General features: G+C 38.3%; 32 protein-coding genes and 1 pseudogene. 31 read left to right on the forward strand and 2 right to left on the reverse strand.

Annotation, left to right across the window (positions count from 1 at the left end; all coding sequences use genetic code 11):
• Window positions 1–187 precede the first annotated feature (187 nt).
• Together K412_RS0116465 and K412_RS0116470 are read left to right on the forward strand one after the other, a co-directional pair.
• Window positions 188–424, forward strand: coding sequence for a hypothetical protein (locus tag K412_RS0116465; RefSeq protein ID WP_024834105.1), 237 nt, complete (start codon window positions 188–190; stop codon window positions 422–424).
• Window positions 425–649: 225 nt separating this feature from the next.
• Window positions 650–2,239, forward strand: a complete 1,590-nt coding sequence (locus K412_RS0116470; RefSeq protein ID WP_034848255.1) for an IS1182 family transposase — start codon at window positions 650–652, stop codon at window positions 2,237–2,239.
• Window positions 2,240–2,626: 387 nt separating this feature from the next.
• On the opposite strand, the gene K412_RS0116475 is transcribed toward K412_RS0116470, so the two are convergent.
• Complete coding sequence (locus tag K412_RS0116475) at window positions 2,627–3,811, reverse strand: tyrosine-type recombinase/integrase (RefSeq protein ID WP_024834107.1); 1,185 nt, start codon at window positions 3,809–3,811, stop codon at window positions 2,627–2,629.
• 4 nt (window positions 3,812–3,815) lie between these two features.
• Window positions 3,816–4,034 carry a helix-turn-helix domain-containing protein gene (locus tag K412_RS0116480; RefSeq protein WP_051461057.1) on the reverse strand — a complete coding sequence of 73 codons (219 nt, stop codon included), beginning with the start codon at window positions 4,032–4,034 and terminating at the stop codon, window positions 3,816–3,818.
• A 203-nt stretch (window positions 4,035–4,237) separates the two neighbouring features.
• Here K412_RS0116480 and K412_RS0116485 point away from each other — a divergent pair, with 203 nt between their 5' ends.
• The 29 genes and pseudogenes from K412_RS0116485 to K412_RS0116645 all read left to right on the forward strand — a co-directional run bounded on the left by K412_RS0116485 (window position 4,238) and on the right by K412_RS0116645 (window position 26,004).
• Window positions 4,238–4,456 carry a hypothetical protein gene (locus tag K412_RS0116485; RefSeq protein WP_024834109.1) on the forward strand — a complete coding sequence of 73 codons (219 nt, stop codon included), beginning with the start codon at window positions 4,238–4,240 and terminating at the stop codon, window positions 4,454–4,456.
• Window positions 4,457–4,508: 52 nt separating this feature from the next.
• Window positions 4,509–4,844 (forward strand): annotated as a pseudogene (locus K412_RS22825) (type II toxin-antitoxin system PemK/MazF family toxin); the annotation flags it as partial.
• Window positions 4,845–4,868: 24 nt separating this feature from the next.
• The gene (locus K412_RS22370) at window positions 4,869–5,660 is read left to right on the forward strand and encodes an ORF6N domain-containing protein (RefSeq protein ID WP_242835733.1); all 792 of its coding nucleotides are present in this window, start codon (window positions 4,869–4,871) and stop codon (window positions 5,658–5,660) included.
• 15 nt (window positions 5,661–5,675) lie between these two features.
• The gene (locus tag K412_RS0116500) at window positions 5,676–6,188 is read left to right on the forward strand and encodes a sigma-70 family RNA polymerase sigma factor (RefSeq protein WP_024834110.1); all 513 of its coding nucleotides are present in this window, start codon (window positions 5,676–5,678) and stop codon (window positions 6,186–6,188) included.
• A 577-nt stretch (window positions 6,189–6,765) separates the two neighbouring features.
• Window positions 6,766–7,269, forward strand: coding sequence for a sporulation initiation factor Spo0A C-terminal domain-containing protein (locus tag K412_RS21005; protein WP_024834111.1), 504 nt, complete (start codon window positions 6,766–6,768; stop codon window positions 7,267–7,269).
• Window positions 7,253–7,516, forward strand: coding sequence for a hypothetical protein (locus K412_RS0116515; protein WP_024834112.1), 264 nt, complete (start codon window positions 7,253–7,255; stop codon window positions 7,514–7,516). The genes K412_RS21005 and K412_RS0116515 overlap by 17 nt, the downstream gene beginning before the upstream one ends.
• Before the next feature lie 103 nt (window positions 7,517–7,619).
• Entirely contained in the window at window positions 7,620–7,784 is a 165-nt protein-coding gene (locus tag K412_RS22375) for a hypothetical protein (protein WP_157833843.1), read from the forward strand.
• Window positions 7,781–8,038, forward strand: coding sequence for a hypothetical protein (locus K412_RS0116525; protein WP_024834113.1), 258 nt, complete (start codon window positions 7,781–7,783; stop codon window positions 8,036–8,038). The genes K412_RS22375 and K412_RS0116525 overlap by 4 nt, the downstream gene beginning before the upstream one ends.
• An 80-nt stretch (window positions 8,039–8,118) precedes the next feature.
• Window positions 8,119–8,367: a hypothetical protein gene (locus K412_RS0116530; protein ID WP_024834114.1), complete on the forward strand. Its 249-nt coding sequence runs from the start codon at window positions 8,119–8,121 to the stop codon at window positions 8,365–8,367.
• Entirely contained in the window at window positions 8,364–8,744 is a 381-nt protein-coding gene (locus K412_RS0116535; RefSeq protein ID WP_024834115.1) for a hypothetical protein, read from the forward strand. Before K412_RS0116530 ends, K412_RS0116535 begins: the two co-directional genes overlap by 4 nt.
• A gap of 14 nt (window positions 8,745–8,758) precedes the next feature.
• The gene (locus tag K412_RS0116540) at window positions 8,759–9,364 is read left to right on the forward strand and encodes a hypothetical protein (protein WP_024834116.1); all 606 of its coding nucleotides are present in this window, start codon (window positions 8,759–8,761) and stop codon (window positions 9,362–9,364) included.
• Complete coding sequence (locus tag K412_RS0116545) at window positions 9,361–9,876, forward strand: hypothetical protein (RefSeq protein ID WP_024834117.1); 516 nt, start codon at window positions 9,361–9,363, stop codon at window positions 9,874–9,876. The genes K412_RS0116540 and K412_RS0116545 overlap by 4 nt, the downstream gene beginning before the upstream one ends.
• Before the next feature lie 220 nt (window positions 9,877–10,096).
• Window positions 10,097–10,282 (forward strand): hypothetical protein, encoded by a 186-nt coding sequence (locus tag K412_RS0116555; protein ID WP_024834118.1) that lies wholly within the window; start codon window positions 10,097–10,099, stop codon window positions 10,280–10,282.
• 2 nt (window positions 10,283–10,284) lie between these two features.
• The gene (locus K412_RS0116560) at window positions 10,285–11,934 is read left to right on the forward strand and encodes an SMC family protein (RefSeq protein WP_024834119.1); all 1,650 of its coding nucleotides are present in this window, start codon (window positions 10,285–10,287) and stop codon (window positions 11,932–11,934) included.
• On the forward strand, window positions 11,931–12,920 hold the full coding sequence (locus K412_RS0116565) for a YqaJ viral recombinase family nuclease (RefSeq protein ID WP_024834120.1): 990 nt from the start codon (window positions 11,931–11,933) through the stop codon (window positions 12,918–12,920). Before K412_RS0116560 ends, K412_RS0116565 begins: the two co-directional genes overlap by 4 nt.
• Window positions 12,921–13,105: 185 nt before the next feature.
• A complete protein-coding gene (locus tag K412_RS0116575; protein WP_024834121.1) occupies window positions 13,106–13,951 on the forward strand; it encodes a recombinase RecT in 846 nt (281 codons plus the stop codon).
• A 79-nt stretch (window positions 13,952–14,030) separates the two neighbouring features.
• Window positions 14,031–14,852 (forward strand): DnaD domain-containing protein, encoded by an 822-nt coding sequence (locus K412_RS0116580; protein ID WP_024834122.1) that lies wholly within the window; start codon window positions 14,031–14,033, stop codon window positions 14,850–14,852.
• Window positions 14,812–15,390 (forward strand): replicative helicase loader/inhibitor, encoded by a 579-nt coding sequence (locus tag K412_RS0116585; protein WP_024834123.1) that lies wholly within the window; start codon window positions 14,812–14,814, stop codon window positions 15,388–15,390. Before K412_RS0116580 ends, K412_RS0116585 begins: the two co-directional genes overlap by 41 nt.
• The gene (locus tag K412_RS0116590) at window positions 15,377–15,559 is read left to right on the forward strand and encodes a hypothetical protein (protein ID WP_024834124.1); all 183 of its coding nucleotides are present in this window, start codon (window positions 15,377–15,379) and stop codon (window positions 15,557–15,559) included. Before K412_RS0116585 ends, K412_RS0116590 begins: the two co-directional genes overlap by 14 nt.
• Window positions 15,560–15,571: 12 nt before the next feature.
• The gene (locus K412_RS0116595) at window positions 15,572–15,925 is read left to right on the forward strand and encodes a hypothetical protein (RefSeq protein ID WP_024834125.1); all 354 of its coding nucleotides are present in this window, start codon (window positions 15,572–15,574) and stop codon (window positions 15,923–15,925) included.
• 9 nt (window positions 15,926–15,934) lie between these two features.
• Window positions 15,935–17,233: a phosphoadenosine phosphosulfate reductase family protein gene (locus K412_RS0116600; protein WP_024834126.1), complete on the forward strand. Its 1,299-nt coding sequence runs from the start codon at window positions 15,935–15,937 to the stop codon at window positions 17,231–17,233.
• A 1-nt stretch (window position 17,234) separates the two neighbouring features.
• On the forward strand, window positions 17,235–17,768 hold the full coding sequence (locus tag K412_RS0116605) for an NUMOD4 domain-containing protein (RefSeq protein WP_024834127.1): 534 nt from the start codon (window positions 17,235–17,237) through the stop codon (window positions 17,766–17,768).
• Window positions 17,769–17,782: 14 nt separating this feature from the next.
• Window positions 17,783–19,198 (forward strand): DNA cytosine methyltransferase, encoded by a 1,416-nt coding sequence (locus tag K412_RS0116610; RefSeq protein ID WP_024834128.1) that lies wholly within the window; start codon window positions 17,783–17,785, stop codon window positions 19,196–19,198.
• Entirely contained in the window at window positions 19,182–20,285 is a 1,104-nt protein-coding gene (gene dnaN, locus K412_RS0116615; protein ID WP_024834129.1) for a DNA polymerase III subunit beta, read from the forward strand. The genes K412_RS0116610 and dnaN overlap by 17 nt, the downstream gene beginning before the upstream one ends.
• 10 nt (window positions 20,286–20,295) lie before the next feature.
• Entirely contained in the window at window positions 20,296–22,815 is a 2,520-nt protein-coding gene (locus tag K412_RS0116620) for a DNA methyltransferase (RefSeq protein ID WP_024834130.1), read from the forward strand.
• Between the two features lie 340 nt (window positions 22,816–23,155).
• On the forward strand, window positions 23,156–23,311 hold the full coding sequence (locus K412_RS22380; protein ID WP_157833844.1) for a hypothetical protein: 156 nt from the start codon (window positions 23,156–23,158) through the stop codon (window positions 23,309–23,311).
• Window positions 23,308–23,901 carry a 3D domain-containing protein gene (locus tag K412_RS21480; RefSeq protein WP_024834131.1) on the forward strand — a complete coding sequence of 198 codons (594 nt, stop codon included), beginning with the start codon at window positions 23,308–23,310 and terminating at the stop codon, window positions 23,899–23,901. Before K412_RS22380 ends, K412_RS21480 begins: the two co-directional genes overlap by 4 nt.
• On the forward strand, window positions 23,894–24,256 hold the full coding sequence (locus tag K412_RS0116640) for a hypothetical protein (protein ID WP_024834132.1): 363 nt from the start codon (window positions 23,894–23,896) through the stop codon (window positions 24,254–24,256). Before K412_RS21480 ends, K412_RS0116640 begins: the two co-directional genes overlap by 8 nt.
• Window positions 24,253–26,004 (forward strand): DEAD/DEAH box helicase, encoded by a 1,752-nt coding sequence (locus K412_RS0116645; protein WP_024834133.1) that lies wholly within the window; start codon window positions 24,253–24,255, stop codon window positions 26,002–26,004. Before K412_RS0116640 ends, K412_RS0116645 begins: the two co-directional genes overlap by 4 nt.
• Window positions 26,005–26,017 lie beyond the last annotated feature (13 nt).

Genomic DNA, 26,017 nt, shown 5'->3' on the forward strand with positions numbered 1-26,017 from the left:
ACGCAGAAATAAATACAGGACATTTTATAATGCTAAAACAAAGCGTAAGAGAACAGCTAATTTTAAAGTCACGTTAAAATTAGTTATGAAGAAGTAAGGTTTTATCAATTACATTTATTTCCATTACAATTATTACCCTTTTTGTGATATACTAATATTTTGTAGGAAACGAGAAGGGATGAATAATATGGTAGAATTTTGTAAGTGTGGGTCAATGATTATTAATGGAAGTTGTAGTAACAAACATTGTAGTACAAATTTAGGCAAGCTTTTACAAGCAAAGGCCAAAAGAACAGGTAGTGCTAAAGCTGTAAAAGCTGCTGCTATGATAAATAAAAATACAGCACCAAAGATTACTAGAACACCAAAGGCCTCGAAATGTATAACGTATCATATAAGTGAATTACAGACAAAAGAAGACTAGAAAAACACCGGATTGCTATATGCATTCCGGTGTTTTTCTAGTATGGAAATAATAATTTTTTTAAAATGAATATTTAAATATTTAGAAGTAAGTAAAAATAAGCGGCTGTTGCACAATGAATAAATTTATTCACTGGGTAGCAGTCCCCTTTTTGTCCCTAAAATAGTAAAATGCGGGTCCCGTAGGGCCCGCAAGTGTTGTATAATTTAATTTGTGAAAAAACTTATGCAACATAAAAATTATACCGAATTTAACGGATACTATCAATTAGTTTTACCTTTAAATTTGGAGATGTTAATACCTGAAGATGATTCTGTCAGACTGCTAAGCCAAATATTGGAGGGATTGAATTACACAAAGTTGTATAAGGCTTACTCTTCTACTGGAAGAAAACCGGCAGTTGACCCAAAGACCATGTTTAAGGTAATAACATATGCAAACTCAAATAACATATACTCAAGTAGAAAAATTGAAACTGCATGTAAAAGAGATATTAATTTCATGTGGTTGCTCCAAGGGGAATCAAAGCCAGATCACTCAACTATAGCCAGATTCCGTAAGGATTATCTTCCAGAGGCAATAGAAGACCTATTCTATCAAATGGTACAGCACCTGCATTCTATCGGGGAAGTTAAATTTGAAAACCTTTTTGTGGATGGTACTAAAATTGAGGTAAATGCAAACCGCTATACCTTTGTATGGAAGAAAGTAGTCAATAAAAACGAAGCAAAGATGTTTGAGAAAATAAAAGCTTGCTTAGAGGATATAAACCAGTCATATTTGACTAACTTTTCAGTATCAAAAGATAGCATATTGGCGGATTTAGAGCAAGTTCTTGAATATTTAAAGGACAAGCAAAAAGAAGATAACATAGAATTTGTTCATGGAATCGGAAAACGTAAAACTCAATTACAAAGATTCACAGAGCAGTTCAAGGAATTTAAAGAACGTCAGGAAAAATACAATGCCCATAACCAGCTGTTCGAGGGGAGAAACAGTTATTCCAAAACGGATACTGATGCAACATTCATGCATATGAAAGATGACCACATGCGTAATGCTCAGCTAAAACCTGCCTACAATGTTCAGATTGGAGTTGAAAGCGAGTATGTTACTGGCATTGGAATTTTTCAGGATAGGAATGACATTGCTACACTAATCCCATTTCTAAAAAGTATGGAATCAAACTTAGGCAGATGTTATGAAAACGTAATTGCAGACTCTGGCTATGAGAGAGAAGAAAACTATCTGTATTTGGAAGAAAAGCATCAGAAAAGCTATATAAAACCTCAAACATACGAGATATGGAAGAAGAAAAGCTTCAAGAAAGATATCAGCAAGCGTGAAAATATGCATTATGATGAAGAGAAAGATGAGTATACGTGCCATAATGGAAAACAATTAAAAATGTCAGGAACAACTCATAGAAAATCAGCAACAGGATATCGTTCCGAGATTAGCATATATGAATGTGAAGATTGCAGTAATTGCCCCTATAAGTCTAAGTGTACAAAAGCCCAAGGAAATCGCAAAATGCAGGTATCTAAGACATTTGTAAAAAAGAGACAAAAATCTTATGAAAACATCTTGACGGAGAAAGGCATTCTTCTAAGGGTAAATCGTTCCATCCAAGTTGAAGGAGCCTTTGGAGTTCTAAAAAGTGATTACAATTTCAGCCGTTTTTTAACACGAGGGAAAAACAGTGTTAAAACCGAATTTATCCTGCTGTGTTTTGGCTATAACATAAACAAATTACACTCCAAAATTCAAAATGACCGATGTGGAAAAGAACTTCATGAAGTAAAAGCCTGCTAAAATTCCAACGAAATCTAATAGGCCTATTAAAGTGCGCTCAAATTCCACAAAATAGGGAATTAACTACAGAGTAATCAACAATTTAACAACAAAAAATATTGGAGCAAAAGAAGGGAGCATCGCTGACTACTTTTTAAGTAGTTTTGCGACACTCCCTTATTTACTATGGTCGGAATGACGTGACTTGAACACGCGACCTCTTGCACCCCAAGCATTAAACCTTCTTTTATCCAAGTTTAATAAATTTTAATAAACCTTTAAAAATCAATATATACATAGGCGTGTAACAATAGTTACCTCCCAATAAATGGAAAATACATCGGTGAAATTTGTAAGTAATTTATAAGTTTATAAGTTATTTATAAGTAAAAAAATAAGCCTTTCGGCTTACTTTGCTTTCCTTCGTTTATTGAAATCAATTACCTTTGCTATCTCTATTTCTTTTGATTTTTCTTCTATTTTTTCCATTTCATCATCAAGACCTTTAAATACGTCGTCGATCTTGCTCGCAGTCGTTTTGGTATCGCTTAACATTGTCCCGTATATATCTAATGTGGTAGTTGATTCGTCATGACCAAGAGCCTCCTGAAGTTCTTTTAGATTCATCCGGCCTTTACTCATATAGACAAATGTGTGGCGAAACATATGCGGAGTTACGTGTAGACCTGTTTTTTTATTAATTCTATCTAAAACACTATTCAAACTATCAGGCTTCATTAAATGCCCATTTTCTGAAGGGAATATTAAATCTAATTTTTTTAAATCTGTATTAAACAATGCAGGATTAACCCTTTCCAACAGCATTTCTTTTTGCTTAGAAAGAAAGTATATTGCTTCTTCAGATAAAGGAACATAATGCACTTTGGCACTTTTAGTATCACCAATTCCATTTAAGCTATTTGATTCATCCACAATAATTCTTCGATTTCTGTAATCTATATCTGAATACTTTAGAGCTAAAATTTCACCACGCCTTAGCCCAGTAACTAGCATAAACCTAAAACACCAATACCATCTTGTTTCTTTCAATGCATCAAATATTATTTTAAGTTCTTGGATAGTTAAAGTTTTTCGTGGTTTAGCTTGTTTGTTTGGAATTTCTATATCTTTCACTGGATTCTCGGCAATTATTTTCTCTTTAAAAGCCTGACTAAATGCAATATGCAATACTTTTCTTGTGTGTTTCATAGTCCATGTGGATAAGCCTTTTTTATTCATACTAGAAATGATTTCCTGTATGTCAACAGAAGTTATTTTTTTAATTAAATTAGATCCGATTTGTGGTTTAATATGCTTTTCCCATAAAGTTTTATATTGTTCATACGTTGCAGTTTTCTTTAAAGGCTCAACATATACATTCAACCATCTGTCAAACCAATCATTTACTTTGTATTTGGATTTTACTATTGGTAAGTTTGCCACTTCTTTAATTTTTTCTTGGAGTTCTGGCAAGGTCTTTGCAGTTCTAGTTCGTAAATCGCCATCTTTCATTTGTCGCCATTCATAACCACCATTTGGCAATTTCCTTATAGTTCCCATACCATTAGGATTTCTCGTTCTGTTTTTAGCCATAAAATTACCTCCTAGAATCAGATAACCCTACTAAATAATCTAAAGTAACATCAAAATATAAAGCGTAAGCTTTCATTATAGATAATGTTGGTTCCCGTTTACCGTTTTCGTAATATCCAACAGCTACATGTGAAACGCCCAATATTTCTGCCATTTCTCTTTGTGATAAACCTTTTTCGCCTCTTAAACTCAAAACTCTACTTCCAAACACTTCTAAAGTCATTGCTTTATGTCCTCGATTCTAATAAACATTTATTTAAAATATGTTAACTTTTGTTACCAATATTGTAGCAATGTTTATTTAAAAAAGCAATTATTTTTTTAAAAAAATTAAAAAAATATATTGACAATATTTATACAAGGGTGTAATATCAAAACGTGGTAACAATAGTTACCTGTCAACTTAATTGAAAGCGAGGTGATTCAATGGTTAAATTTAAAGAGCTTTCAAGGCTAATGGCAACATATGAAATAAACAAGTCTGAGCTTGCACAAATCATTGGCAAGGCTCCTGCATCAGTGACAGGTAAAATGTCCGGTAAAATCGAATGGAAGCGTCCCGATATGGTAAACATCACAACATATTTTAAGAAATTTGACCCTAATATAACAATGGAAAAAATTTTTTGCACAGATGGTAACTAAAGTTACCGAAAAGCAGACTAAACAAATTATGCTCATGAAAGGAAGTGGGGTCATGCATAACAAAATAAAGCGCGGAGACATATTTTACGCTGACCTCAATCCATATATTGGGTCAGAACAAGGTGGCGTCCGGCCGATTCTAATAGTTCAAAACGATATAGGTAATAAGTACAGTTCGACTATTATAGCAGCAGTTATAACTTCACAGACAAAAACAAAGCTACCGACTCACGTCAAAATTAAAGGTTACGGGTTAAACAAAGATTCTACTATATGCCTAGAACAGATAAGGACAATTGATAAATGTAGACTTCGTGAATATGTAGGGCGTCTGGATGATGAACTGATGAAAAAGGTTGAAGGTGCAATTGATATTAGCTTCGGGCTTCAATACAAAAGGGAGGGACAAGCAGTGTCAGATATTATACCGGTTGAATTTAAAAATCAAAGAGTTCTAACTACACAGCAACTAGCTGATGGTTATGGAGTAGCAATCAAGCGAATCAGTGAAAATTTTCAAAGAAACAGAGAACGCTATCAGGAAGGAACCCATTTCTTTAAGTTGGAAGGAGAAGAATTAAGGAGTTTTAAGGAATCCGCAAATTGCGGAATCGCTCCAACGGTTAATTATTATTACCTCTGGACAGAAAAAGGTGCATTGCTTCACGCTAAGTCACTCAACACAGATAAAGCATGGGAAGTATATCAGGAACTTGTTGATACATATTTCAGGACAAAGGACGCTGTCCCTCAAACACAAATTCAGATCTTACAGCAGGCTATTGCAGTATTAGCCGAACAGGAAAAGGAACTTGCAGTTACAAAGCAAATTGCCATTTCTGCTCAGTCGGAGGCTACTGCTGCAAAAGAAACCATCAAAGAAATTAAAGAGTCTCTCGCTGAACTACCGAAAGACCAGTGGCGCAAATATGTAAATGCCAGTATATCCGATATCGTTAAATCAGGAAAAAGTAAACATAATTATGAAGGCGTTTGGAATGAAAGTTATAAACTTCTTGAGGAAAAAACAAGAGCTGATTTAGGAACCAGAGTACGTAACAAAAGACGCCGTTTATCCGATGCGGGGGCCACTAAATCTGTTATTGATAGTTTCTGCAAACTTGATGCAATAGAAGAGGACAAGTACCTAAAAGAGATTTTTACCAATATTATTCAGAAAATGAGAATTAAATATTTAGTTTAAAGGTGGTGATATCCTTTGAATGAAGCTCTTGAACTCTACCAAAACAACATCAAACTTACTACATACGTCGCAAAGAAATGGCTCTCAAACACTCCACAAATGTACTATGAAGAAATATTGGCAGAAGCTCGTATAGGTCTTTGGAAGGCCTGTAAGACGTTTGATAAGTCACGAGGATTTGCCTTTGCAACATACGCAACTAGGGTAATTTCAAACGAAATCGGATGTTTTATGAGAAAGCAAAAGAAACATCTAAATATAGTCTCGTTGGATTCATCTATTGAAGGTGTAGACGAGACAGTCACCCTAATGGATTCTCTGGGTTGTGAACATGATTTCGATGGCGAATTAAACACAAAATCTATAATAACAAAACTCAATAATTATCCGATTCTTAAAAGACTTGTCACTGGTGAAAAACAAAAAGATGTTGCTGAATCTGTCGGATTATCACAAGCCCAAATAAGCAGGATTTACAGTAAAGAGCGGAAGTTATTGGCAGCAGAGCTAAAGGTTCTTGCGGGTTAATCCTAAAGCCCGATACCACCCCCCAAGGAGGTGATGGTAAATGTGCCGGGAATATAAAGCCGGCTGTCAAAAATATTTAATTTTTAGCACTCAAAAAATTATTACATTTATTCATTGGGACTAAAGGCGGTTGGATGTGCCGCCTTCATGGAGAAGTAGCATAAATAATGCTGGTGAAAAGCATAAAACCTTGATAAAGCAAAGGTGATAGTGGTAGCCAATCCATTCTTCTCCACAAAAAACAACAATGCCCGCCCCGACATATCGGGGCCCAAGGAAGAAAGATTGAAGTTCAGGTGTAAAGCGACCTGGAAAGGTGCTGGAGTGAACGGTCTACAGACGTGTGGATGGCCTGTGAAGGCGTAAAACAATAGGCTAACCGGCTCCCATGGGAAACTTAAGAATTCGAATGCCGTCAGCATGAGCTTCAATCGACCTTCCTGCCAAAACCCAAAAGCAAAGTAAACTACACGGGTATTCTAATTATTTATTTAGCTGTGGGTGGCTCAGGCTGCAGCTGTTGCCACCCGAAACCAAATCTAAATTCAATTCAAAATTAAATCTGGAGGTAATTTATATGCAAGTATCTATTAATGAGAGTGACAAGACCGTCACTATGGCTCTTGAAGATTTCTACAGGCATTTCACTTCTACAACTGCAAATGAGCCAATCAAAATCAATCAGAAGCATCAAGTTTGCAGTGGGGATATTGAAGTTGAAGTAACCGAATTTTTAGGTCAAATCGGTATGCCACGTAATATAAAAGGTTTTAACTTTATTAGGCAAGCAATTATTTCAACAATACAGAATCCACGCATCATTGATGGTATTACTAAAGAATTATATCCACTTATAGCTAAAAATAATGGTACTACTCCCAGTAGGGCTGAGAGAGCTATCCGACATGCCATAGAAGTTACATGGGACAGGGGAAATCATGATGTAATTAATTCGCTTTTTGGCTATACAGTTAGTACTAAAAAATACAAAGCAACCAACTCTGAATTTATTGCACTTATAGCAGATCATTTAAGGTTACAGTTTAAACAAGGGGGAGATGCAGTTGCCAGCGACATGTAGAGGATGCGGTGGCATCAAGAAAATTCAATTGCACAAAAGAGGGTTTTCATATTCCTGTCCCACGTGTAGCAAAAAAAGAAGAATTGTTGCATATGTACTTGCTTTAATTGGCGGTTGTGGTCTGATACCTTGGGCTTCAAGTTACGCAGATAAAGTAAGGGGTTATGATGGGGCAGGCGGAGAGTTCTTAATAGCATTAGTTCCACTTTTGATAGTAGCTTTTATTGATACATTTAAAGACTTATAAAGAAAAAGCACCTCTAAGGCGCTAAACAAAATTGACAATTGAATTATACAGCGAAATGAGTTCGATGTAAATATGCCAATGCTGGAAAAGAGGGATTTAAGTTATGTTTGAAAAAGACCGTTGCTACTGTGTCAACAGTGTAAACCTTGGAGAATTATACTTATCTGATTTTAAAGACTTTATAACTGAATGCGACCAAACTCCTTGCAAAGTAAGAGCTATACAGCTTGATGGGGAAGTTTATATTCAGCTTCCCATCGGAAAATGATACAAATTTCAAATGCCTTAATCGGACACGGTGTAAGTGATGAAACAAAAAGAAAAATCTCACAAACCAAGCATGGGGTTAAATTAAGTGATGATGTAAAAGAGCGCAGAGGGAAATTGACTTGGAAACAGATAGAGAGTATCAGAAAGGATCAAAGAAGTCAAAGGATTATATCAAAAGAATATGATATAGACCAAGCACAAATAAGTATGATTAAAAATATGAAAGTGTGGATTAGGAGGGGATTGTCATAAGAGAAACGTGTTTATTCTGTGTTTCAAAACACATAGCACAAGCTATTGTGCTTACAACAGAATGCTGTCAGGGTTATCCAATGCACATCTGGCTTGCAATTGGTCATTTAGCAGAAGCCGAAACAGAAAGCTGCTCTGAATTTCCTGAATTGGCCTGCGAGATTAGAAAAGTCAGACTGGCACTAATGGGGCAAGAAGGTGAATTTAAACATACTGATTTGATGGAACTTTTAAAGAAAGTCAGGAATATGGCAGAGAACATCAACGGAATAAGTGAAATTGATAGGATAAACATGGTTCTTTATCCTTCTAAGGAGGTGGTGCTTTGAAGATAGAAGCAAAGCCATATATAAGAACCACGGAGGAACTTGAATCCATAGTAGGAACTGACTGCAAGATGATATTTGATAATAAAGGTTTCGGTCTGGAGATCAAGACCGAGGAAGGCAACTTCAAAACTGTTGGCGAGTTGTATGCTAACAAAGCGGATGCAGAGCAAATCATAAAGCAAATAAATCTATATGATGAGCTGGCCAGAACCATAGCAAGAAATCTTGTTGCTTGGGACACTTCCAAGGATAAGGAATTAAGCTTACTCCCCGAAGTATATCTCACAAACAGATGGATTTATAAGAGGATAACTGGCGAAGAATATCGATTTGATAAAGCCTGTAAGAAGTTCCATATCGGGCCTGAGTGGTCGTAAAAGGGGGCGAGGATGTGAAATATTGTTCGAAATGCAAAAAGGTATATCCGGATGGTGTTGATTGCAAGTGTCTTGAGAATAATTATTCAGATAGTTACTTAAGTAAATATAACGCCGTGATGAAAGAAGTTGATTGTGAATTAGTTTGCAAAACATGCGGAGGAACAGAAAAACTATCTACATATCACGATCCATATAAATGGATGTCTCAAAATAAAACAGACCCAGCATACTGCACCTGTGCTGAATGCGATAGAAAGTTGGAAGCTCGAATTGCCCGTGAAGAATCTATGAAATATCTCATATTTGATAATTATCAGGATGAAAACAAGCTTTGCGACAATACGGACGAGGTTGAAGAATTCCTAAACTACTATACAGAAGATTCTGAATTCGAGTCAGGGTCATTAAATGATGTACTGATTTTGAAGCTAGAGCCGTTTGATGGAATTTTAAAGGAATCAGATTTCAAGCCACAGAGAGAGTATACGGAAAATGGCTATGAGAACCGTCAGGAACCAAATACACACATTGTTGTTTGGGATGGAGAAGTGTTCAGAGTTGAAGAAGTTATAGTTCTAGAGATTGAATATGATGGAGGGAGGTCGATCAACTGGTGAGTGAAGTAAAAATAATCCGTAATGACAGAGGTTTGGATTTTAGAAGGATTGAGCAATTTTTGAAGATGTTTCAAGATAAATGTCAAAGCAAGTCTAGGCAGCTAAACAATAGGCAGAAAGAACTTGAAGAAAAACGCAAAATAGAAGCATTTGAACATTTCGGCTTAACCGCTGCTATGAAATCAATTAAAGAAATTGATGAGCAAATCGAAAAACTCAAAAAGCAAAAAAGAGAATTTGAAGAAACAATTCGTGACTATACTCAGGGTAAGAACAAGGAGAATCGCTATAACAGTTATGATTCTATCAGAGAAGGTAGTCCAATTCAGGAATTTATAAATGCTGGAATTGCTGACATCAGCAAAAAGAAAGACGAGGTCTGGGCCTTGAAACAGCAGCTATCAAATGAACTCTGGTATGCCAGGGATCTGGAACAGGCAATTGACATTATGCAGGCTTTTCAGAGTAAGCTTGACAGTATCAGTTTGGACGGTGATTCGCATGAAAACTAAAGTGTGGCCATGGAAATCAGGTGACTCAGGGGTTCTTTGTATGCCTAAGTACAAGAATATAAATGAACCACCGCAGATTGGAAACTGGTGAAATGTCCAATCTGCGGTGAGAGCTGCTGGGAATCCGATAAGCACCGAGAGTTACTTAAAAATAATTTTGATGTCAAGGCTGCTTGCACAGAATGTGCTTTACGGGCTGGGCTAAATGGAGGGGTTACAGTTGGGTAAATTCCAGAAATACATAGACGAGGCAATAGCGGACCTAAAAGAAAGATATGGTAAAGATGTTGAATACCTGGTCAATGAAACCGAAACCAGCTTTGTTGTAATTACTGTGGAGGGTTTCAATAAGCTTAAGGCCAGACAGAAGAGCATGCTTCTGGGTACTAGAAAAGTTAGGAGGTAAATATGAGTAAGATAAAAAGACTTGTGACTCGGCAGGCTCTGGGAATTGAAGAGTCAACATATAATTTTGGAAATGTAAATGTTATCTCGGGAGGAAATGCAAGAGGAAAGACCAGCATCCTGGAGATTATTGAAAAGGCTTTGTACAATACTGACCGTCGAGATAAATTCGTAAGGACCGGAGCAGAAAAGGCATACATAGAAATTGAAACCGACGATGGAATGAAGGTTGAAAGAACTGTAAATGAGGACGGGACAAGCGGAGTAAAGGTTACAAGAGACGGAATTCCTGTAAGAGCACCCCAGACATTCCTTGACCAGTTATTCGGTGTAACCAAGGAGCGCAAAGATGTTTTTGCCTTCAATCCGGTTGACTTTATGACCAAATCTCCAAAAGAGCAGAGTAAAATTCTTCTTTCAATGATGCCAATATCGGTTTCTCAGTCTGACATGAAAGAATGGTTTGAAGGTAAGGTACCGCCAGTAAACCCAAACATGCATGGGCTGCTTGTATTAAAGGAACTAGAAAAATACTGGTATGATGCACGGCATGAAGCAAATGGAGCAGTAAGGGCAACAGCAGCAGAAGTTGAAGCCTTAAAGAAGCAGCTACCAGATAACTATGATGTAGCTGAATGGGAGAATTACTCACTTATGGAAATGTCGGATGAAATCCGAAAAGGCGAACAGGTCAATAATTATCGAAAACAAGCTCAGGAATTGATTGATGGGCTGGAATCCAAGAAACAGGCTATCAACAATAAATACGATTTACAGGTTAAGGAGCAAGAAGATCTGAGGGACTTCAAAGTTGAAAGGGCAAAGAAATCTGTTGAAGAGCAGAAACAGGTCATTCGGGATGAAATTGAGGTTGTAAAAGTCAGTATTGAGAACCATAAAGCAGAGATTGAAAAGCTGAAAGCACTAATTCGAGATGAAGAAGCCGCAATTCAGGATTGTGAAACAAAGATTCAGCTCAATCAAAAAGACCTGGACAACTTTGATAACTCAATCCTTACTACGAAGATTGAATCTTTCACCAACGAAATGAACATTGCTATTAAGGCCATTGAAGAGAACCGGCAGAAAGAAATTGAAGTAGCAGAAAAAAAGGTGTCAGATGCTAAGACTTACCTTTTGGAGAATCTGGAAGTTGATATTGAGCCTCTGGAAGCACAATACAAAGAAGCGGAGATAATGAAAGGTTTTGTTGAGATGGCACACAACCTCCAGAATGTTCAGGCTCGGCTTGAAAAAGAAACGGCTATTGCTGAAAAGTATGACCGGTTTGTTGATTTGTGCCGCAAGAAGCCTGCTGAACTGCTGAAATCTATTAAGTTGCCAGTTGATGGGTTATCAATCGGAACCATTAAGAATGGTGATAAAGAAGAAAACATTGTTCTTTTCGAAGGACTGACGCTTAAGCAACACAATACAGCAAAACAGATCACTATCTGTATTGATATTGCTAAGGCCTATGCCAAAGATACGCCACTCAAACTTATATGTGTAGACCGAATAGAATCACTGGACGAAGATGCCAGAGATGAATTCTTCCGACAGATTGAAGCTGATGACGAATATCAGTATTTCGTGACCCTGGTAACTAGAGGTGAAATGAAGGTTGAAACGAAAGGTCAGGTGGGAGCATGAACACTGAAACAATAATGAAAAATGTCAACATTCTTGCTGATGTCAACACTCTCACAAATGAAGATTGGCTTAAAATCCGTAAAACAGGTGTTGGTGGCAGTGAGATAGCTGCGCTGTTTGGAAAAAGCAATTACGCAAGTCCGCTTTCTGTTTACATGGACAAGATGTCAAATCAAATTAACGAAATTGAGAACGAGTTTATTGAATGGGGGAAGACACTGGAACCAATCATTCGTGAGAAGTTCCCTAAAAAATTCTGGAGCACAACCGGTTATCAAATTGATGTTGAAGAGTTTTCATACATGATGCAATCAAAAGAAAACCCTTACATGCTTGCAAATATCGACGGACTCTTAGCACCAATAAATGATTATAAATTTAATGTTCAGGTGGCAGAAGGCGAATGGGAAGAATGCTTCATACCAGCTGGACAATTAGGTGGACTTGAAATTAAAACAGGTTCCGGCTTTACTGCTAAAAACTGGAGGGAGAACACGTTGCCTGATAACTATTTCCTTCAAACTCAACACTACATGGCTGTTACTGGATTACCGTACTTCTTTGTTGTAGCTTTGATAGACAAGCATCTTTTATGGAGATACATTCCTCGAAATGAAGAAATAATTGCAATAATTAAGAACCGAGTACATGAGTTCTGGACAGAGAACATTCTAAAAAAGAATCCCCCCGCTCCAATAGGAAGTGAAGTGGATACTGGTATATTGAAATCCATGTATCCTCAGGAACTTAAAGATAAAGCTTTGAATCTTGACCATATGGCTGACAAAAGAATCCGTTACAAAGAACTTTCGGAGGAAATCAAGGGGTTGCAGAAAGAACAAGAGGCCATAAAACAGGAATTTATGTCTGCAATGGGTGATGCAGAATTGGCTTTCGTTGGAGACAAAAAGATATCTTGGAAAATGCAGGCTGGAAGTACATACACGGTTACCAGAAAGCCGCAAAGAGTGCTGAGGATAGGATAGGAGGAAAATAAACTTGTTAAACTTGGGAACAGAATGTGAAAAATGTTTTTGTTCAACTTGTGCTTATTTATCAGTATGCACAGTAATGTGCGGTAACACAGAGTCTTATTGCAGAAATGACTGCAAGGGTGAAGATGGAGCAATGTTTTTTTTGCTCGCAATATAAAAAGGAGGTCGAATAAATAATGGCATTAGCAGGTAAAGGAAATGAAGAATTGAAAAATCAACTAATGCATAATCAAAATGCAATTCAAAAGGCACCAACAGTAAAATCACTGTTGGCATTGCCTGAATATAAGAACAGGTTTACAGATATCTTAAAGGATAAGGCACCTCAATTTATATCAAGCATTATAAATGTCTCAAGGGGGATGGATGCAGAACCTAAATCTATTATTATGGCCGCCGCTGTGGCTGCAACATTAGATTTGCCCATTGATAAAAACCTTGGTTATGCATGGATTGTTCCGTTTAAAGAAAAGGGTGTGTCAGTAGCTCAGTTCCAAATGGGTTACAAGGGATATGTACAATTGGCATTAAGGACCGGACAGTATAAAGGGATTGGAGCGGTACCGGTATACGCTGGTGAAGTGAAATACTATGATGAACTGCTCGGCATATTTGAATACGAACCTAGAGACGATGTCAAACCAGACGAAAAGCCTATAGGGTATGTCGCAAAATTTGCTCTTTTAAATGGATTTGAAAAGGCATTGTACTGGACAAAGGAAAGAGTAGAAAAACATGCAAAGAAATATAGTCAGACTTATAAAAGAGGCTATGGCAGGTGGGTTGAAGATTTCGATTCAATGGCTTTAAAAACTGTAATAAAGACACTTCTTTCTAAGTGGGGAATTCTCTCAGTTGAGATGCAAAAGGCTCAAGTTGCTGATGGTGGAGTTATCAAGAATGAGGACGTTACAAATCCAGATTCAGTTGAGTATCCTGATAACTCTGATGCAATTGAAGTGGAATACACAACAGAAGTTGAGTCTTCTGGTGACAAGCCTGAATTCCTTCAAGGTGAATAAGTAAACCCTAACAGTTCACATAGACAGACGGTGGGGCCAGGTCGAGGCCCCTGACCGTCAATATAAAGGCGGTATGTAAATGGCAAGACGCAGATACATCTCAACAGAAATTTCAATTGATAAAGCCGTCAATAAATTGGCGATAGAATATGGAGATTTTGCAGCACTGCTATACACTTGGATGATTCCACATGCTGAGGATACATGCTTTATAACTGCAGATCCATATGAGATTTTTAACAAGGTAATTCCGGCAAGAAGAGACAAAACGGAAGAAGATATTCAGCATGCTGTTGATGGGATGATAAAACTTGGCCTTGTCCAATTATCAGATAACGGTAAGATGCTAAGCTTTCCACCAGAATCCTTCTATAAGTACCAGACATACATCCCGGAAAAGAAACGCCGTACATCAGCGAAAAACACCGACCATCACCGACAATCACAGAAAAGTACCGAAGAACACCGTAATCCTTCACCTTCTCCTATACCTACATATACACCTAACCCAATAGAAGAAGAGGAGGAAGGACGGTCAAAAGTGGGTGAAGTCTTTAAGTTCTTCAATCAAAACATTAACCCTATAACACCGTTTCAGGTTGAGATATTATCTCAAGCTATAGATATTGATGGCCTAGAACCAGAATTAATTCTTGAAGTTCTCAAAGACAGCATGGGCAAGCGGGAAAAGTGGAGTTGGATTAATCGTGTTTTGGGTAACTGTTCTCGTGACGGAGTTAAGACACTTACACAGTACAATTATCAGAAAACAATTAAGGATGAAGCTAAGAAAAGCAGAGATGCGCCAAAACAAACTAAGACAGTCAGTTTTGCAGATTTAGCAAAGGAGATGCAAGAGAATGACAATGCAGGAAACAGCAGCTATTATGACGATTCTTGAGACCGCATACCCCAGATTTTATGCAAATAAGACCGCAAAAGAAAAACAGGAAGCACTGAATCTCTGGGCGACATTATTTGCTGATGATAATGCAAAAATCGTAACAGAAGCTGTAAAATCAGTTATTTGCACTCTTGAATTTCCTCCAACATTAGCTGATATCAAGAAGAAAATTGCTCAGTTAACTCAACCACAGACTCTTTCTGAAATGGAAGCGTGGGAATTGGTATTAAAATCAATTAAGTGTGCAAATTATCGTACTGGTCCAAATGAAAAGTCAAAAGCGCAAGAGATGTTTGAAAACCTCCCTGAAATATGTCAACAACTCGTTGGCAGTCCTAATCAGCTCCGAGAGTGGGCAAATATAGACATTGATGTCCTTAGTACTGTTGTACAGTCGAATTTTATAAAGAGTTACAGAATAAAAGCGCAGCAAATAAAAGAATACTCAATGTTGCCGGAATCTACAAAAAAACTGATTTCTGACCTTAGTAAAAAAATGCTAGCAGAAGGTGGCGAGTCAAATGCCAATGATTGAGCAAGATTATTATGAAAGATACAAAGAAATCCTAGACAGATGTATTCCCAAAGATGTTTTATACAGACTTTTAGGTAAAACTGAAACAGGCGCACAGATGGGCGATGCTTGGGAACCTAGAACGTCTGAGAAATACTACGATGAAAATGGTCGAGAACTTCCTTTCTAGTAGGGGTGCATCATGGACACGAAATTAATTATGGAATTTGAAAAACTTAAAGGGCGGCTCCGCAACGCTAAAGAGTACGAGCGTACCCAATATATGACAGACACGCCAGAAAATAAGGCGAGGGCCGAAAGGACACTTCAACAGGTGCTTCACAGAATGGCTGAGATATGGGAGCAATTGAGTCTGAATATCGAACTTGACATGGCTAAATCTACAGATGATTTGGTAGCTGAAATTCAAAAATATTCTAAACAATTCTTATATCCCGTCAAAATGAAATATTTCAAAAAAAGTCAAAGAGTATTTGTTCGACTTGAACCCCCAGCATATTGGCTAGATTTGACTACAACAATTTTAAATGAGTGAGGTTATAACATGATGTATATAAGTTATAAAGACCTTGAAAAAGAGCAAAAACGGGATTTAGATTACAAGATTAATGAAGCTAAAAAAGCTATACAAAAAGCATATTCTGTATGCAAACACAGGGCAGCAATAGCATTTAGCGGTGGGAAAGATTCTCTTGTTTTATGGCACATCATAAGAACATATTTCCCTGAATATGCAGAAAAGACAGTTATTATCTACGGTAATACTGGAGTTGAATATCCTGAATGTTTAAAATTTGCAAGACAATTAGGAAAAGAATGGGGCAAAGGTTGTTTTTATGAAGCTTGTCCATTGAAAACTGATTGTCCGAGTTATAAATACAAGGCACAGCAGCAAATTCTCCAGTATCTTATAGACAACCAACTTGTCGAACAGGTTCTGAAAGAAGATGGTAAGTTAAAAAGCACAGCGGCATTAGAAACTGCCTGCCCAGAACATCTAAGAGTAAAATTTGAGCAAGAAAATCTTATCTGGCCTGAAGGAACAAGAAAATCATATTGGTGGTGCGTTGACCAATACGGTTGGCCATTGTTAGGAAAATCGTTTTCTAAACTCAAAGCTCACCGAATCAATATTGATTGCTTCCTAAGATTTTCTAAAAGTGAATCTGAAGATCCAAAACTACTTGCTTACTATGAAATCCTTCGACAGGTTAAAATATCACAAGCCTGTTGTGACACATTGAAGAAGGAACCAAGCGAAAGACTTCAGGCTGAACTTGATGTTGATGTAATTTTCAAAGGACTTATGGCGTCGGAATCTCGGTCTCGGCAAACAAACTTTATATCCCGAGGATACTTATTTGAATCTCATAGGCCACACACAGATAAATATGGCCATCCATTCTGGCACTGTAACCCCATCAGTATTTGGACTGATGATGATATATGGGTATATATTCGCCGTTACAATCTCCCATATTCAAGTTTATATGATATGGGGTGGACGGATTCGGAGGGTAAGTTTCATAAAATTAAACGTAATGGCTGCATGGGTTGCGGTACAGACCTGCTCTATCCAAACAATCACATGGCAATGCTCCGAAGAACACATAACAAGCAATGGCAGGTTTTCATGAGAAAAGGTATGGCCGATGAAATCCGAAAGCTTCAGGTCGCAAAAAGAAATGGGTTGTTGAGCCTATTTGACGTGTTTGAGACAACAGAAGAGCTACTGGATACCAGACCGTGCATCTTTGACAGGATAGACAAGCTAGTTCTTAAGGATACAACATGGGTTGAGGAAGAAACAGACTTTGACCCTGATATAGACGAGGAGGGGTAATGTGAGATGTAAATCTGGTAAGATTCCTGAATATTGGGTAATGGTTCCGGGGTCAGTCAAATATCAAGTTAGTAACTATGGTAATTTTCGTAGAATTCTTAAAAGTGGTAAAACGAAACATATTAAAACATACCGGAAGCATGATAAATGGAATGCTGTCAAAGTAGATTTTCAAGGTAAATACGGCGAGTATGTTGTGCATGCAATCGTCGCAGTTGCTTTCTTGGAAAAGCCTGAACCAGAACTGGTTTTGTGGCATAAAAACGGGCTTAGATTTGATGATTACGCTGGAAATCTTGAATGGATTACAAGACAAGAGCTCGGGAGAAGAACCGGCGGTAAAAATAATAACTGCATTCCTGTTTTAAAAATTGACCGAAAATCCGGTGAGATTATAGATTTTTATAAAAGCATTCGTGAAGCTGCCAGAAACAACTATATTTCAGCAGAGTCTATATGTGAAGTAATCAGAGGAAATCAAAAGACAGCTGCAGGTTTTAGATGGAAAAGAGAATTGTTGGATGATGCTATATAAATACGAGGTGTGAAATGAATTTAACAAATAATCAAATGGAATTATATGCAGTTGCGTTTTGTTGCGGGGTGGGAGGTCAGACACTTGGACTTCAACAATCAGAAAATGAATACAAAGGAATTAAGGGCAATTTTAAAATGCTAGCCGGATATGACAACGATGCCGTGGCTTGTAAAAACTATGAACGGGTTACTGGAAGTAAGGCGGTATGTGAAGACCTATTCACTCGGGAGCAATTCATATTATTTCACGGTAAGGAGCCACCACCTGGATGGGAGGAATTAAAAGCTTCAAAGGTACGGGAACAATGCGGAAAAACTCCGGATGTTGTGGTGATGAGCCCACCGTGCAAAGGATTCAGCAGGCTACTCCCAAAAAAGACAGCCCAGCTACCAAAATATCAGGCATTAAATCAGTTGCCAGAAAGAGTCTTTGACTTGGTGCTAGAAGCATGGTTCGATGATTTGCCAGCTATACTCCTTATGGAGAATGTTCCGGGAATCAGAGATAAAGACCGAGGACGAGATGTTCTTAAGAAGATAAAAACTAAGCTGGCACTACGGGGTTATGTATTCCATGAAGACTTATACGATTGTGGCGAATGGGGTGGCCTGGGGCAACACAGAGTAAGATATCTTTTAATTGCACGTCTGCCAAGTAAGGTTCCTGATTTTGTATTCCAGCCTCCGAAGCTTTTAATGAAATCAATAGGAGATATTCTTGGACCATTACCAATGCCGGGGGATATTGAAAAAGGTGGCAAGATGCATAGAATCCCCAATCTAGCATGGAGAACATGGGAACGGTTGTCACTCATTCCGGCCGGGAAGGATTGGAGAGCTCTTGAGAATTTTGGTAGAGAGCAATGGAAAGGTGCATGGCGTATAGTTCCTTGGGACGAAGCAGCAAACGCTGTGACATCATCTACTAAAGGTGTAGGACAGAGCACAGGAGTTTCAGCTGTAGCAGACCCTCGTAAATGGTCAGGAGCAGGTAACTACGGCGTAATGGATTGGAATGAACCAGCAAAAACTATCACAGCCAGCGGGGATATACACGCAGGAGCAGCTGCGGTGGCAGACCCGAGAATCCCAGGACCAGATGACAGAGGTATCTACATAATTATTGCAGCAGATGGCACATGGCATAGACCTATCACTACTTATGAAATGGCCATGCTGCAAGGAGCTCCACGAACAATGAGGGATGGCACACCGTTCGAACTAATTGACTGTAGTGATGGAAAGGCAAGGGAATATATCGGTAACATGGTACCAGTTCAGACGGCTACAGCCATAGGAAATGTGCTTCTGGAAACTTTGATGCCTAACCTTATTGGTGATGTGCACTATGGATTTTCAAACTTTAAGATTTGGGTAAAAGGTAAATTTGATGAGGTCAGGAGGTACTTAAATGAAGATTGCAATTGATAAAAGCACACTTGTTCAAGCTTTAGATACAGTAACAAAAGCAGTTCCGACAGCCGGAAAGGTTATTCAACCAATGTTGGAATGCATACTGTTTGAAGCTAAAGATGGAACGCTAAAACTTGTTAAAAATAATTTAGAATCGACAATCGAATATCCAATAGAATGTGAGGTAATAAGTCCAGGCAGTGCGATAGTGAATGCGAAAATGGTATGTGATATCGCACGAAAGATGCCTGACGAAGAGTTGGACATAATTGTTGAAGACAAGAAAATGAACTTAGAAGCTGGCAAAGCTGTTATGAAGATGGCAGTTATAGATTCTGATTATCCGGGAATACCTGACATTACAAGTAAAATCAGTTTTGAAGTTGCTAAAAAACTATTTGTTGATGCGATTAATGGTGTAGCTTTTGCTGTGTATGAGGGAGAAGAAAAACCTACTCTTACCGGCATAAAAATCAATATTGAAGATGGAAAAGCTGAATTTGTTGCCATTGATGGATATATGGTTGCATGGCAATCATTTAAGATTGATGCACCAGAGGCAGATACTCTTCTATGCGGCAAATCCCTTGAGAATGTTTCAAAATCTATAACTGGTGAGGGTATGGTAAATATTGATTTATCAGATAACTTTGCACTGATAACCACAGACAACATCAAAGTATCTGTACGAGTAGTTGAAGGTACATATATGAATTATAAGAGATATGCACCTTCTAAGTTCAAAACAGAGGTTCGAATTAATACAAAGGAGCTAACACAATCTCTAGAAAGAGCAATGTTGGTTTTTGAATCTGGAGCAAAGGGTGTAATAAGTGAACCACTCAAGATAACTTCCAAAGCTGATTCGATAAGATTAGAAATGAAAAGCGAAAAAGGTTCATTTGATGAAGAGATTTTCTGTAATGTATTCGGAGAAGATGTAAAGATTGGTCTTGACCCGAGAAAGCTTATAACTTGCCTGAAACATGTCACTGATAAAGAAATTATCCTAGGTTTTTCCGGTGAAATCGCTCCTGCGTTCATAATGCCGGTTGAAGGTGAAAACTACAGATATATGATTCTGCCAGTCAGAACAAAATAGGAGAGTTATCATGTCATATATGGAATTTCTTAAGAGAAAAATGGACATTGCTCCTGAGACTGGGTTTGATATTGATATTTCTGAGATAAATCCAGCGTTAAAGCCACATCAAAAAACTGCAGTTATTTGGGCCATTAAAGGCGGTAGACGAGCAGTATTCAAAGCCTTTGGACTTGGTAAGACAATAGTCAATCTGGAAATATGCAGGATTATTCTTAAACACAAGGGCGGCAAGGCACTCATTGTTTTGCCGCTGGGAGTAAAGCAAGAATTCATTAGAGATGCAGTTCATATTCTTGGTATGGCACCTCCGCAATATGTAAGAAACATGGAGGAAATACATACAGCAACCGCAGATATTCTCCTTACCAATTATGAACGTGTCAGGGATGGTGATATAGACCCGACATACTTCACTGTTTGCACTCTTGATGAAGCAGCAGTGCTTCGAAGCTATGGAAGTGACACTTATCAAACCTTCATGGTCAAGTTCAAAGGCGTAAAGTACAAGTTCGTTTTTACTGCCACCCCATCACCTAATAAATTTAAAGAGTTGATTCATTATGCTGCTTTCCTTGAAATTATGGATTCTGGACAGGCCCTTACAAGATTCTTTCAAAGAGACTCAACCAAGGCAAACAACCTTACACTATATCCTCATCGTGAAGACGAATTTTGGTTTTGGTGTTCAAGTTGGGCTTTATGGATAACAACACCGAGCGACCTTGGCCCCGAATATTCTGACGAAGGATACGATTTGCCACCGTTGGAAGTCAGATATCACGAGATACCGGTTGAGAGAGAATTGTTCGTAACAGACCGAGACGGCCAGATAAGAATGCAAGATGACGAGGTTGTTTCACTGCTAGATGCGATGAAGGAAAAACGCCGTAGTATCAATGAAAGAGTTACTAAGATGGTTGAAATAATCAATGAAAGTCCAGATGACCATTTTGTTTTATGGCATGACTTGGAAGATGAAAGAAAAGCCATTAAAAAGGCACTACCAGAAGTTGTTGATATATACGGCAACCAAGACCTTGAACTCCGGGAACAACGGGTAATTGACTTTTCTGAAGGTAGAATAAAATATTTTGCAACAAAAAAGGAACTGTCAGGTTCAGGTTGTAACTTCCAGCGCCATTGTCACAGAGCCATATTCTTAGGAATCGATTATGAATTTAACGACTTCATTCAAGCTGTTCACAGAATTTATCGCTTCTTACAAACCGAGAAGGTCATTATCGACATAATCTATACCAGCCGAGAGAAACGGATCTTGCAGGTACTTCTTAAAAAGTGGGAGCAGCACAAGTATTTAACCAAGAAAATGACAGATATAATCAAAAAATATGGGTTATCAAGCACATCAATGATGGATAAAATGACCCGTACAATGGGGGTTAAGAGAGTGGAAGTTAAAGGCAAGAATTTCACAGCAGTAAATAATGATTGTGTGTTAGAGTTTCAAAACCTTCCTGATAATTATTTCGATTTATTGCATACATCAATACCTTTCGGCAATCACTATGAATATTCAGCAAGTTACAATGATTTCGGGTTCAATCCAGATACTGAAGTTTTCATGGAACAGATGGACTTCCTGACACCGAATCTTCTTAGAACTTTAAAACCCGGCCGTGTATTTGCCTGCCATGTTAAAGACAGAGTGTTATTTGGAAATACAACCGGCACAGGAATGCCGACAATGGAGCCGTTCCACGCCTTATGCATACAGCACTACATGAAACATGGCTTTCAGTACTTCGGAATGATAACGGTCGTAACTGATGTTGTCAGAGAAAACAACCAGACTTACCGGCTTGGATGGTCTGAGCAGTGTAAAGATGGAACTAAAATGGGTGTTGGGTGTCCTGAATACATTCTCTTATTCCGTAAGTTACCCAGCGACACAAGTAATGCATATGCAGATGTTCCAGTTTCCAAGTCAAAAGAAGAATATACCCGGGCACAGTGGCAGATTGATGCTCATGGCTTTTGGAGAAGTTCAGGCGATAGATTGTTAGCCAAAAAGGAACTTGAAAATATTCCCGTTAACAAACTTCAAGCAGCGTACCTGAAATTCTCAAGAAACACAGTTTACAACTATCAGGAACATGTTGAACTGGCAAAGAAGCTAGACGAGAATGGAAAGCTTCCAGCGTCATTCATGGTTGTTGCCCCGGGTTCATGGTCTGACCAAGTCTGGGACGATATTCTCAGAATGAAAACTCTAAATGCTAAGCAGACACAGAAACGGTTGCAAAACCATGTTTGCCCTTTGCAACTAGATATAGTAGAAAGAATCATTAATCGTTACAGTAACCCAGGTGAATTGGTTGGAGATCCATTCGGAGGACTTGGCACAGTAGGCTATCAGGCATTAAAAATGGGACGAAAAGGTTGGATATGTGAGCTAAACCCTGATTACTTCCGGGATAGTCTTGGGTACCTAAAATCCGTTGATGAAGATATAAAAGTTCCGACATTGTTTGATTTCTTTGGAGAAGAAACGGAGGGGTTAGAGTGAGTGAGATTACACCAGCAAGAGCGATAGAAATTCTCAAAAACTTAAATTTTAGAGCACAAGGTGAAACAAAGCAGGCTAATAATTTAGCGAATGATTGAAATTAATGAACAAACCACTACGAAAGTGAAATACCCGAAAAGCTATAAATAATTGCGAAGAGAGAAAATGCCACTTCTGGAATAGAGATAAAGGGTATTGTACTGTTAGTAATTATTGCATTGATACAAACAAACCAGACGATTCTTCTTGCAGGTATTACCCTGATGTAACTTTACTTGAAGAGTGCAAGGATGAATAATAAAAATCCTTACTAATAGTCTTAGAAGGGAGTTGGGCCTGATTGTTAAATAGACAAGAGTTCATTGAATGGTATAAAGAACGCTACGGACATATGCCGCCACAAAAATTATTAGATAAATACTATCCCGTTGAGCAGAAGGAAGAAGTTACAGAGTTGACACCAAAAGAATTTAATAGTGGGGTGAAAGAAATTTGAAGTTAAAGGATATATTAATAGTAGTAGTTCTTGTGTTAATGCTCGTTTTGATAGGAAAGTATAACAACTTAGCAATTGAGAACCAAGACAGCATAATATCAATGAATCAGAGAATAGATGCATTACAGCAGAAAATTGAAGTATTACCGTCCATACACACCGACATTTCGACTATTCAGGAAGAAATACACTCTTTATCCAATCAAATTGAATCCAATCGTAGAGAACTTGATAACAAAATATCCCGTGGCAGCGTAGATGTGAGGAGAATGAGGGTAACGGCATACGATTTATCCGTGGAATCCTGTGGTAAGCTTCCGAGTCATCCAGAATACGGAATTACAACATCAGGCGAACCAGTGAAGGAGTGGTACACAGTAGCAGCTGGACCAGAGTTGCCATTCGGAACCAAAGTGTACATACCTCATTTTAAGGACAAGCCTAATGGCGGTATGTTTGTAGTCGAGGACAGGGGTGGAGCAATCAAACGGAACTGCATTGATGTTTATATGGCAGACGGAAAAGCTTGCGAAGCATTTGGGGTAAAAATGCTGGATGTATATGTTTTAGGGGTGGAAGTTAATGAATGAAATTATAGATGCTCTTAAAACTCTCCGGATTAATCCCATAAATGAGGAATACGATCTTCAAGCTGAAATTGAAAAACTACTTATATCTGCAGGAATAGCACATGAAAGAGAATGTTGGCTGGGACCTAGAAATCGAGTAGACTTTTTGACTCTCAAAAGAGGAATAGCAATTGAGGTCAAGAAGGGAAAGCCCAATAAAGCACAGGTTATAAGTCAACTGCAACGATATGCAAAGTTTGACCGGGTAAAAGGGATTATCCTTGTTGTTGAGAAAAATCTGGACGTACCAAAAGAGATAAATGGGAAGCCTTGTGTTTCTCTTGGACTAAATAAACTTTGGGGGATAGCATTATGATACCAGCATACTTGAATAGAATCGAAGCTGCTGCCGACTATTATTACGGTACTCTCGAGTATTCAGCGAATTCTGATATGTGGATCATTGAAGGTGAACCAGCTGTTATAGATATGGCAAAACGACTTTTCCCGGGTAGCGAAGGCCGAGGATCTGGAGTTGCTAAGTTCAAAAATACAAAACGAATAAACGGTGACCTGAACTGGCTAATGCAGCGGTACCCATTACAGATAAAACAGCCAGATTTATGGGAGAAATCATATCAGCAGGCAGTTGAACATGTTATCAAACGGCAGCAGCTTAATGAACTTCCACAGAGACTTAGACCATCATTGGACTTTAAGGGTGAGCTCAAGGCATTTCAGGAGGAAGGACATGCATTCATGCTTCATAACCGGCGTACTCTTTTGGCGGACGAAATGGGGCTTGGAAAAACAGTTCAGGCAATAGCATTTATTGCATCAACTCAAAGTTATCCTGCATTATTGATTGTACCTCCTCACCTAATTCGTAATTGGCAAAAAGAGATAAACAAATTCTTGAAGCTTCCTCAGAAGGTAGTTTCATTATTTGAAGAGAATGAAGAGAATTCTGTTCATGTGATAAAAGGATTGAAACCATATTCGCTACCTGAAGCCAGTATATATATAATTCATTATTTGTTACTTAGGGGTTGGAAGAATGCTCTTCCTAAAATGGGATTCAAAGCAATTATATTGGATGAGATTCAGGAATTAAGACACGGCCGAACAGAGAAATACAGTGCAGCATCACTCTTAACCTCAAGATGTGAAAATGTAATTGGCCTATCGGGTACACCAATTTACAATCGTGGCGGTGAAATCTGGAACGTAATGAATATAATAGAGTATCACTGTTTGGGAGATTGGGATAGTTTCACCAGAGAATGGTGTTATGGTTACGGTTCTGATGTAGTTAAGAAGCCGGATTTGTTGGGTGATTATCTAAAGCGTGAAGGCCTTATGTTGAGACGACGTAAGGCAGATGTACTCAAAGAACTGCCACCTAAGCGACGTGTCGTACAAACGATAGATTTTGATGCAGGCACATACAGTAATTTAATTCAATCGGCGGTCAGTAAGGCGAAGATAATCGATAGTATAAGAGACCACTTTGAAAAAGGTAGAATGTCCAGGGATATTGTTAATGAGACCCGGCAGGCTATCGGGATTGCAAAAGCCCCATACGTTGCAGCATTTGTAAAGATGCTTCTTGAAGCAGGGGAAAGGGTATTATTGTTTGCTTACCATCATGCGGTCTGGGATATCTACAAAGAAGAACTGAAGGAATTCCATCCTGTATTTATTACAGGCAAGGAAACTTCAAGCCAAAAAGACGAATCAGTATCAACCTTCAAGTGTGGACATGCTAACCTATGCTGTGTTTCTCTCAGAGCTGCTGCCGGTATTGATGGATTGCAAAGTGCGACATGTTCTGTTTTTGGTGAACTTGATTGGTCGCCAGCAATACACAGCCAGGCTGAGGACCGCATACACAGAATTGGTGCAGATGAAAGCCAAGATTCTATCTTAAGCTATTATCTGGTTGCAGAAGAAGGTACAGACGAAACAATTCAGGAATTCCTTGGCCTAAAGGTTTCCCAGTTCGTTGGAATAATGGGGGACAAGGCCGAAACTGAAGAAGATAAAATGCTTGCTCAACAAAAGGCAACTGAACACATGAACCAGATTGTTGAAAAGTTGAAAGCGTTTAGATGTGCGAAATGATAATAGTTTTTCA

Origin of the sequence: Ruminiclostridium josui JCM 17888, assembly GCF_000526495.1 — a bacterium.
Taxonomy (GTDB): Bacteria; Bacillota; Clostridia; order Acetivibrionales; family DSM-1351; genus Ruminiclostridium; species Ruminiclostridium josui.

Excerpts from the sequence above, each read along its gene's own strand:
- K412_RS0116465 (WP_024834105.1), top strand. The coding sequence starts at position 188 with ATGGTAGAATTTTGTAAGTGTGGGTCAATGATTATTAATGGAAGTTGT.
- K412_RS0116470 (WP_034848255.1), top strand. The coding sequence starts at position 650 with ATGCAACATAAAAATTATACCGAATTTAACGGATACTATCAATTAGTT.
- K412_RS0116475 (WP_024834107.1), bottom strand. The coding sequence starts at position 3,811 with ATGGCTAAAAACAGAACGAGAAATCCTAATGGTATGGGAACTATAAGG.
- K412_RS0116480 (WP_051461057.1), bottom strand. The coding sequence starts at position 4,034 with ATGACTTTAGAAGTGTTTGGAAGTAGAGTTTTGAGTTTAAGAGGCGAA.
- K412_RS0116485 (WP_024834109.1), top strand. The coding sequence starts at position 4,238 with ATGGTTAAATTTAAAGAGCTTTCAAGGCTAATGGCAACATATGAAATA.
- K412_RS21005 (WP_024834111.1), top strand. The coding sequence starts at position 6,766 with ATGCAAGTATCTATTAATGAGAGTGACAAGACCGTCACTATGGCTCTT.
- K412_RS22375 (WP_157833843.1), top strand. The coding sequence starts at position 7,620 with ATGTTTGAAAAAGACCGTTGCTACTGTGTCAACAGTGTAAACCTTGGA.
- K412_RS0116525 (WP_024834113.1), top strand. The coding sequence starts at position 7,781 with ATGATACAAATTTCAAATGCCTTAATCGGACACGGTGTAAGTGATGAA.
- K412_RS0116530 (WP_024834114.1), top strand. The coding sequence starts at position 8,119 with ATGCACATCTGGCTTGCAATTGGTCATTTAGCAGAAGCCGAAACAGAA.
- K412_RS0116560 (WP_024834119.1), top strand. The coding sequence starts at position 10,285 with ATGAGTAAGATAAAAAGACTTGTGACTCGGCAGGCTCTGGGAATTGAA.
- K412_RS0116565 (WP_024834120.1), top strand. The coding sequence starts at position 11,931 with ATGAACACTGAAACAATAATGAAAAATGTCAACATTCTTGCTGATGTC.
- K412_RS0116575 (WP_024834121.1), top strand. The coding sequence starts at position 13,106 with ATGGCATTAGCAGGTAAAGGAAATGAAGAATTGAAAAATCAACTAATG.
- K412_RS0116580 (WP_024834122.1), top strand. The coding sequence starts at position 14,031 with ATGGCAAGACGCAGATACATCTCAACAGAAATTTCAATTGATAAAGCC.
- K412_RS0116585 (WP_024834123.1), top strand. The coding sequence starts at position 14,812 with ATGACAATGCAGGAAACAGCAGCTATTATGACGATTCTTGAGACCGCA.
- K412_RS0116590 (WP_024834124.1), top strand. The coding sequence starts at position 15,377 with ATGCCAATGATTGAGCAAGATTATTATGAAAGATACAAAGAAATCCTA.
- K412_RS0116595 (WP_024834125.1), top strand. The coding sequence starts at position 15,572 with ATGGACACGAAATTAATTATGGAATTTGAAAAACTTAAAGGGCGGCTC.
- K412_RS0116600 (WP_024834126.1), top strand. The coding sequence starts at position 15,935 with ATGATGTATATAAGTTATAAAGACCTTGAAAAAGAGCAAAAACGGGAT.
- K412_RS0116610 (WP_024834128.1), top strand. The coding sequence starts at position 17,783 with ATGAATTTAACAAATAATCAAATGGAATTATATGCAGTTGCGTTTTGT.
- dnaN (WP_024834129.1), top strand. The coding sequence starts at position 19,182 with ATGAAGATTGCAATTGATAAAAGCACACTTGTTCAAGCTTTAGATACA.
- K412_RS0116620 (WP_024834130.1), top strand. The coding sequence starts at position 20,296 with ATGTCATATATGGAATTTCTTAAGAGAAAAATGGACATTGCTCCTGAG.
- K412_RS0116640 (WP_024834132.1), top strand. The coding sequence starts at position 23,894 with ATGAATGAAATTATAGATGCTCTTAAAACTCTCCGGATTAATCCCATA.
- K412_RS0116645 (WP_024834133.1), top strand. The coding sequence starts at position 24,253 with ATGATACCAGCATACTTGAATAGAATCGAAGCTGCTGCCGACTATTAT.